The organism is Salinivibrio sharmensis (assembly GCF_001995985.1).
GTDB lineage: Bacteria > Pseudomonadota > Gammaproteobacteria > Enterobacterales > Vibrionaceae > Salinivibrio > Salinivibrio sharmensis.
This window is the reverse complement of the sequence record NZ_MUFC01000025.1, coordinates 21,814-29,507: the sequence shown is the minus strand read 5'-3', so window position 1 is coordinate 29,507 and position 7,694 is coordinate 21,814. Positions and strand designations below refer to the sequence as shown.

Below are 7,694 nucleotides of genomic sequence, written 5' to 3'. Positions count from 1 at the left end.
TTATGCGGTATTAGCCGTCGTTTCCAACGGTTATCCCCCTCGTCAGGGCAGGTTCCCAGCCGTTACTCACCCGTCCGCCGCTCGACGTCCAGCAAATCCACCGAAGCTTCAATGCTGCCGTTTCCGCTCGACTTGCATGTGTTAGGCCTGCCGCCAGCGTTCAATCTGAGCCATGATCAAACTCTTCAATTTAAGTTTTGGTGTTTGCTTTCCCAAAAGGAAAGACAAACGGCTCGATAAATACTGTTTTGCTCGTCTCTTACGAGACAAACGAATTGACTGTGCCGAACAACTATAAAAGTTGTCGTTTGGTCACTCAGTTCATCGAATAAATCTTTTTGTCTATTCTCAACGAGTGCCCACACAGATTGCATAGGTCAAATTGTTAAAGAGCGCCGCCCAATCTTGAGGGGAGTGGCATCTTACGCCACCTTAGCAACAAGTCAAGCATTTTGTTTTGCTTGCTTGTCTTGCCGTTGTTAGCGCGGCTTGCCGTGCCAACGAGAGCGCATTATAGAGAGGTAATTTTGTGACGCAAGGGGTTTTTAAGAAAAACACTTCAAGCGAACAAAAAGTCACCACTTCACGTTTGCCGTTCGTGGAAAAGTGCTTTAATTAAGCCCGTTTTGTCTCTGCACCCCAGTAAAATAAAAAGCCAGCGTTTGTTGCTGTCCATGTGTGGTACGCCAGCGTACCGCAAGTGTTAGCGTTTTGGCATAGACCTCGCTATCGACCATCAATGTGTTTTGCTCATTAGCAACCACCAGCTCATAGATCGAATCCTCGGTGGTAATTAAACACTCAGAGAGGTTATCTAACCTGATAGGCTCGCTATTACTTGATGAACATGGCGCATCAGTATTAATCAATCGCCAGTGAGAGAGTTGGTTGTTAGCCAAATACATGGCCCCTTTAGCTAGATGCGCATCACGCTGCTGAGTCTGAATATCCGTTGCCAGCCGAGACACGCCAGCGCCAGTAATAGAAACCAGCACGAGAGCCAGTAAGATCTCGATAAATGAGAAACCTCGCGCTTGTAACATATTACCCCTCCCCATGAGGCGGTTTGATGTCATGGTAGCTATTATTTACGGGCTGCCACTGCTTAAGCCCAGCAAAACTCTGCTGTAATACCTCACCACTATAAGTAGGTTTGAATGAACCATACACCACAGAATGGCCATCCGGCACATCAGTAATAAATGCGCCTTTGGTGATGAAACTACCGTGAAACCAAAAAGGGACACGGCTTGCTTGATCAGGATTGGTGACAGTTGATGTGATCATTTCGCAAAGATGTTGGATATTGTTATTGCGGTGCGAACAAGATATCTGTCCAGTCTCAGAGGTATGCATTCCCCATTGATTAGCAAACCCATGAGCGGTAAGTGTTGGGTTGAATTGATAAATCACACCGTTAAATGTATCCATACCGCCTCGTAGTGCCAGAATACCGTCTTGGACAACCAGGAGAATAGGTACATCGCTTTTTAACGCCGCATTTTCCTCCCTACTCAAATCGCAAGGCCCCTCCACCCATACTTTTATATTCGCGCTCTCTGATGATGAACTGCTTAAAACCGCATTCAACAATGGCTCATAGCACTCAGAGGGATCGCCATAGGTACTAAAAACTGTGCCGCCTTGTCGCTCAAATTGATCTCTGACTGTTTTCCACTGCGCGCGAGGGACACCAAAGTAATCGTTGAACAAGTCCATATTCTCAACGTTGGTTTGCACATCTTTTTTTAGTCGCGCGCCGGTTTCATCGCGACTATCTGCCACTGTGTACTCGCTAACCTTCGTTTTATATTCGGGGGCGCACTCATCGCCATCATCTAAGAGAACGGTAAATATGTTTTGACTTTTTTCCTCTTCATTCTTTGAGCTCTCTGAACTCTTTGACTGATTCTCACCGAGCGTGCGCGGACGAATCATGACATCGCCCCCCGCCATAATTGAATGGCATTCATATAAACCATCCTCTCGCTTTTTTCCCTTTGCTGGTCGCCATGTATTGCCACCGTAAAACGCTGCTGATCCTGAAGTGACAAATGAACTTCTTCGTGCACCGGTGGCTTTTGCTAGGGTCACTCCGACTTGTTGCTGTGCATGGGTCGCGTAAAGATGCCACATTCCGCGATCACTGTTTTGCCAAGGCTCCAACCATAATTGGCTCCCTGCGATATGTTGACAAGATGAGAGTTGCGCTATCCCCGCTGCCACATCGTCTTTCGATAAGTAAATACCATCATGTTTGATCTTAGCCACCGCGCAATCTAGAGCCGCCCAGGCTCTGGAAAGGGATTGCTCGGTTTTGACTGTCGCCTGTGTTTGTTGGATATCATTGATTGCGCGTCGACTGACACCTAATACGATAAGAAGCGTAATCAGCGCGATGCTAGCGACCACCGCTAGGGTGGCTATACCTTGGTCACGCGTGCATTTTGCGACGTACTTCATGATGAGGCCACTGTATTAGCTAAAACCAACGTTCGCGACACGTCTTTCCGCTGGCTAGGTTGGCTTATTAACGAAGCGGAAAGCTTGATGGTCAATGCGGTAATACGTCGCCCATTTTCCGTACGCACTTCATTACGGGTAAAAGATAAATGCGATATCTTCAATTCGCGAGAAGAAATATTTCGCCAATAACCTGATTCACACGACCAGTTCGCTGTGTCTCGGTGATTTTCATAGACCTCTATGGCATGGGCTTCTGTGTCTAATCGAAAGCCTTTGGCGTCATCTTTACCCACGGTACTCGTAGGATGGGTACTGTCTTGTTGATAAGCAAAGCGAAGGCATTGCCCCTGACGCTGCGAGAGGGTTTCATCAATTAGTAAAAGTTGAAGATCATGACCATTGTCAAAGAGATAGGGCGACGCGCCACCACACTGGTAGCACAATCCGGCTCGACGTATCTCCGTTTCCATCATCGTTACTAGGCGGCTGACTTCGAGCGATAAGCGCGTCTTGGCATCTATCCGGGCTTGCATCGTGGTCGCCGACGTCATCACAGAGAGTGCTGTGATTGAAACTAAAAGACTCACCGACAAACCGACTAAAAGCTCAACTAATGAGTACCCTTTGGACTTAGCTGCATGCACTGTCGATACCACCCCACTGACAGGATTCAAAACCGAGGTATTGACGGACAGTGACCACGTAGTCAGGCGTTTGCCCACGATCACCGCCCAAACCAACGGTCAGATTCAAGGTTGGTCTCTGGGTGCGAAAATCAATCGAGAATAGCTCACCTTCCGGTAACGGCGCCCAGCTCTTTTTCGCTTTAAGCAACAGCGAAATATCAGTCGGGATCGTCACCATCGGCAACCTCGTCTGTTGGCAAGACATGGCTGAGAGCCAGTCAGTTTCATTGCTAACGAGCCCGCTCCCAGTACTCGGTTGCGCAACGATACACTGGGTGTTTTCTGTTTTACGTAGGCGAAGATGATAGACCCGGTTTTCTTTCATCGCACGCGCTTGAGCAAGATAAAACAAGTTTGTTAGCGATTCACTACGACTCGCCATCATGGTTGCTTGCTGAGCAGACGAAAAGTGGGGGATCGCGATGGTGCAAACAACCGCCAACACGCTCAGTACCAGCAGGGACTCAATAAGGGTGATGCCACTCATTTTTTTAAGGCAGCGCCGAGAGCACTGACTTACGTGCAGAGGTTGAAAACGCATACTGTCTCCCAAGGTTTGGGGGTCGCCATTGCCTGCAGGCTAACACCCGCATAGGCTCAGTTGGGTTTTCATTATCAACTCTTCGAGAGGTTAAAAAGAATGCGTCAACGTCAAAGCCGCCGCTTTCAACATGGAGTGACGTTGATCGAGATCCTGATTGTGCTCGCCATTATTGCCACCTTGACAGCCCTGGTCATGCCTCACTTTCACCAGTATCAGCAAACACAAGCTCGCAAAGCAGCAATTGAGCGGTTAGTGCAACTCCAGGCTTGGGTAGAAATGCAAGTCATCACCAAGGCATATTACCCAAGCATCTTTCACTCTACACTGCTAGAAAAAGGGCTTATTTGTTCAGATTGCCAAGTATCATCTGACTATCAGTTTTCAATAGAAGGCAGTGATACAGGGTATAGGATTATCGCGCACCCTCAAGTAGATGGTCGTCAGCATGACGACCCATGCAATAGGTTGGTTTTATATCCTAATGGGGTAATTACCAGCGTATCAGCAGAAACATCGTGCTCGCTTCCCTCCCAGCAGAAAACGCCCGGCTTCTCTTTGAAATAGGTTGTTGTGGCAAAAAAATAGCCAGCACAAGGCTGGCTATTCACTAATGACAGGTGAGTTTCACTGTCTGTCAGGCTAAGCACTTATCCAGTAAGGTCATCAAAGAACTTTTTGACTCCGTCAAAGAAGCCTTCTGATTTTGGCTTGTGCTTTTTCGCCTCAGTGCCACTAAATGACTCTTCCAGCTCTTGAAGCAGCTCTTTTTGTCGGCTACTCAAATTAACTGGGGTCTCGACCACCATTTTGCAGATGAGATCGCCAACACCGCCACCGCGAACGGACTGCACGCCTTTACCGCGCATGCGGAACATGCGCCCCGTTTGCGTTTCCGCTGGGACTTTAAGGCTAACACGGCCATCTAAAGTAGGGACTTCAACCTCGCCGCCAAGGGCTGCCATGGTGAAGCTCACCGGTACTTCGCAGTAGAGGTTGTTGCCATCACGGGTGAAGATATGGTGTTCACGGACGTGTACCTGAACATACAAGTCACCCGCCGGTGCGCCGTTCTCACCGGCTTCACCCTCACCAGATAAGCGAATGCGATCGCCCGTATCAACACCTGCAGGAATTTTCACATTTAGGTGCTTGGTTTCTTTTACGCGACCTTGGCCATGACAACTGTTACAAGGGTCTTTGATAATGGTCCCGCTGCCATGACAGGTTGGACAGGTTTGCTGCACGGCAAAGAAACCTTGGCGCATTTGCACTTGGCCAATACCGTTACAGGTTCCACAGGTTTGTTTTTTCGAACCCGGTTTCGCCCCACTGCCATCACAAGTTTTACACCCGACATAAGTAGGTACTTCGATCTCTTTGCTGACGCCACGGACCGCCTCTTCAAGCGTAAGCTCCATGTTGTAGCGTAAATCGGCTCCACGTTGCGCGCGTTGCTGACCACCACGACGACCTCCGCCGAATATATCGCCGAATACGTCACCAAAAATATCGCTAAAGTCAGCGCCTCCACCGAAGCCACCGCCGCCGAAGCCGCCGCCTCCCATGCCGCCTTGTTCAAAGGCTGCGTGACCGTATTGGTCATAGGCTGCGCGTTTTTGCGGGTCGGTCAGCACTTCGTAGGCCAACTTAATTTCTTTAAACTTGTCGGCTGCATCATCGCCTTTGTTACGGTCTGGGTGATATTTCATCGCCAGCCGCTTATAGGCTTTTTTAATATCGCGCTCGCTTGCATCGCGGCTTAAGCCGAGCACTTCATACAAATCTCTTTTAGACATGGTCTGACTGCACCTGTTTACGTCAACAAAACAAAGACGTTCACTTCACTGTTTGATAAAACGACGGGCGAAGGAGATTGCTCCCCTACGCCCGTGCTTATTAACGACAGTGCTTTCGCTTATTTCTTGTCGTCGTCTTTAACTTCTTCGAACTCAGCATCGACAACATCGTCGTCTTGTTTTGCTGAATCAGCACCGGCGTCTTGCTGCGCCTGCTCATCTTGAGCTTGCTGCTGCGCGATTTCCATCAGTTTTGATGAAGCGGCAACCAGTGCTTGAACCTTCGCATCGATGTCTTCTTTATCTTCACCGTTACGTGCGGTTTCCAGCTCAGAAATGGCGGTTTCGATCTTCTCTTTGTCTTCTGCAGGCAGTTTGTCACCTGCTTCTTCCATTTGCTTACGCGTGCCGTGAACCAGTTGGTCAGCTTGGTTGCGCGAAGTCACTAGCTCTTCGAACTTCTTGTCCGCTTCTTTGTTAGCTTCTGCTTCTTGCACCATCTTCTCAACGTCTTCGTCGCTTAGGCCGCCAGACGCTTGGATAGTGATCTTCTGCTCTTGACCGGTTTGCTTATCAGCCGCAGACACATTCAAGATACCGTCAGCGTTCAAATCGAAGGTCACTTCAATTTGTGGCACACCGCGTGGCGCAGGCTGGATGCCCTCAAGGTTGAACTGACCCAGTGATTTGTTGTGCATGGCTTGCTTACGCTCGCCCTGGATCACGTGGATCGTAACCGCGCTTTGGTTGTCTTCTGCTGTTGAGAACACCTGGTTCGCCTTGGTTGGGATCGTGGTGTTTTTCTCAATCAGCTTAGTCATCACACCGCCCATGGTTTCGATACCCAGTGAAAGCGGAGTCACGTCAAGCAGCAGTACGTCTTTTACATCACCAGACAATACGCCACCTTGTGCCGCAGCACCCATAGCAACAGCTTCGTCTGGGTTCACGTCTTTACGTGCATCCTTACCGAAGTACTCTGCCACTTTGGCCTGTACCATTGGCATACGGGTTTGACCGCCAACCAAGATAACGTCAGTGATTTCGTCAACTGATAGCTCGGCATCAGCCAGTGCGACTTTCATTGGTTCTAGTGAGCGCTGAACCAGCTCTTCAACCAGAGACTCAAGCTTGGCACGAGTCACTTTGATGTTCATGTGCTTAGGACCGGTTGCGTCCGCCGTCACATAAGGCAAGTTCACGTCTGTTTGCTGCGCAGAAGACAGCTCAATCTTCGCTTTCTCAGCTGCTTCTTTAACACGCTGCATCGCTAGCGGGTCTTGACGTAGGTCGATGCCTTGCTCTTTTTTGAACTCGTCAACCAAGTAGGTGATCAAGCGGTTATCGAAATCTTCACCACCAAGGTGAGTGTCACCGTTTGTGGCCAATACTTCGAACGTTTGCTCGCCATCTACCTCGTCGATTTCGATGATAGAGATATCGAAGGTACCACCGCCTAGGTCATACACAGCGATTGTGCGATCGCCGCCTTTTTTGTCTAGACCATAAGCCAGTGCCGCAGCTGTTGGCTCGTTAATGATACGTTTAACTTCTAGGCCTGCGATACGACCAGCATCTTTGGTTGCTTGACGCTGTGAGTCGTTAAAGTAAGCAGGGACAGTAATTACCGCGCCAGTGACTTCCTCACCGAGGAAATCTTCAGCGGTTTTCTTCATTTTCTTCAGGACTTCAGCAGACACCTGTGGCGCAGCCATCTTTTGGCCTTTCGCCTCAACCCAAGCGTCACCGTTATCTGCCTTCACAATTTTGTAAGGCATGATGCTGATATCACGCTGCACTTCTTCATCTTCGAAGCGGCGGCCGATCAGACGCTTGATAGCAAACAGGGTGTTTTCTGGGTTTGTCACTGCCTGACGCTTCGCAGGCTGGCCGACAAGTGTTTCACCATCTTGTGTGTAAGCGATAACCGATGGTGTTGTACGATCACCCTCTGCGTTCTCAATGACGCGCGTTTTTTCACCGTCAAGTACGGCGACACATGAGTTGGTTGTACCCAAGTCAATACCAATGATTTTACCCATCTGGTGCTCTCCGAAATTCGTTTTGTGGCTTTAATACGTTACCCCTTAAGTGGGGGGTAACTGTGAGAGGTTCAACCCCCTCACCGCAAATTTTATTTAGTGCTGCCGTTTAAATAGGGGCAGCCAAGCGCTTTTCAAGGGGAGAAGGCAAAAAAAACAC

General features: G+C 49.2%; 7 protein-coding genes and 1 rRNA gene. 1 reads left to right on the top strand and 7 read right to left on the bottom strand.

Annotated elements, in window-relative coordinates; translation table 11 throughout:
- The 5 genes from BZG74_RS14850 to BZG74_RS14830 all read right to left on the bottom strand — a co-directional run.
- Positions 1–192 (bottom strand): 16S ribosomal RNA (locus tag BZG74_RS14850); the annotation flags it as partial.
- 419 nt (positions 193–611) lie between these two features.
- Positions 612–1,043 (bottom strand): type II secretion system protein, encoded by a 432-nt coding sequence (locus BZG74_RS14845; protein ID WP_077773289.1) that lies wholly within the window; start codon positions 1,041–1,043, stop codon positions 612–614.
- Between the two features lies 1 nt (position 1,044).
- Positions 1,045–2,463, bottom strand: coding sequence for a hypothetical protein (locus tag BZG74_RS14840; RefSeq protein ID WP_077773288.1), 1,419 nt, complete (start codon positions 2,461–2,463; stop codon positions 1,045–1,047).
- Positions 2,460–3,053: a hypothetical protein gene (locus tag BZG74_RS14835; RefSeq protein ID WP_131825644.1), complete on the bottom strand. Its 594-nt coding sequence runs from the start codon at positions 3,051–3,053 to the stop codon at positions 2,460–2,462. The genes BZG74_RS14840 and BZG74_RS14835 overlap by 4 nt, the downstream gene beginning before the upstream one ends.
- Positions 3,054–3,096: 43 nt before the next feature.
- Positions 3,097–3,693 carry a pilus assembly FimT family protein gene (locus tag BZG74_RS14830; RefSeq protein ID WP_077773286.1) on the bottom strand — a complete coding sequence of 199 codons (597 nt, stop codon included), beginning with the start codon at positions 3,691–3,693 and terminating at the stop codon, positions 3,097–3,099.
- 99 nt (positions 3,694–3,792) lie between these two features.
- On the opposite strand from BZG74_RS14830, the gene BZG74_RS14825 reads away from it, so the two are divergent.
- The gene (locus tag BZG74_RS14825; protein ID WP_077773285.1) at positions 3,793–4,260 is read left to right on the top strand and encodes a type IV pilin protein; all 468 of its coding nucleotides are present in this window, start codon (positions 3,793–3,795) and stop codon (positions 4,258–4,260) included.
- 83 nt (positions 4,261–4,343) lie between these two features.
- Here BZG74_RS14825 and dnaJ read toward each other — a convergent pair whose 3' ends face one another.
- Both dnaJ and dnaK read right to left on the bottom strand, forming a co-directional pair.
- Entirely contained in the window at positions 4,344–5,492 is a 1,149-nt protein-coding gene (dnaJ, locus tag BZG74_RS14820) for a molecular chaperone DnaJ (RefSeq protein ID WP_077773284.1), read from the bottom strand.
- A gap of 119 nt (positions 5,493–5,611) precedes the next feature.
- Positions 5,612–7,534, bottom strand: a complete 1,923-nt coding sequence (gene dnaK, locus BZG74_RS14815) for a molecular chaperone DnaK (protein ID WP_077773283.1) — start codon at positions 7,532–7,534, stop codon at positions 5,612–5,614.
- Positions 7,535–7,694: the final 160 nt, after the last annotated feature.

Bases quoted from the DNA above. Each gene is read 5' to 3' on its own strand.
- BZG74_RS14845 (WP_077773289.1), bottom strand. From the start codon at position 1,043: ATGTTACAAGCGCGAGGTTTCTCATTTATCGAGATCTTACTGGCTCTC.
- BZG74_RS14840 (WP_077773288.1), bottom strand. From the start codon at position 2,463: ATGAAGTACGTCGCAAAATGCACGCGTGACCAAGGTATAGCCACCCTA.
- BZG74_RS14830 (WP_077773286.1), bottom strand. From the start codon at position 3,693: ATGCGTTTTCAACCTCTGCACGTAAGTCAGTGCTCTCGGCGCTGCCTT.
- BZG74_RS14825 (WP_077773285.1), top strand. From the start codon at position 3,793: ATGCGTCAACGTCAAAGCCGCCGCTTTCAACATGGAGTGACGTTGATC.
- dnaJ (WP_077773284.1), bottom strand. From the start codon at position 5,492: ATGTCTAAAAGAGATTTGTATGAAGTGCTCGGCTTAAGCCGCGATGCA.
- dnaK (WP_077773283.1), bottom strand. From the start codon at position 7,534: ATGGGTAAAATCATTGGTATTGACTTGGGTACAACCAACTCATGTGTC.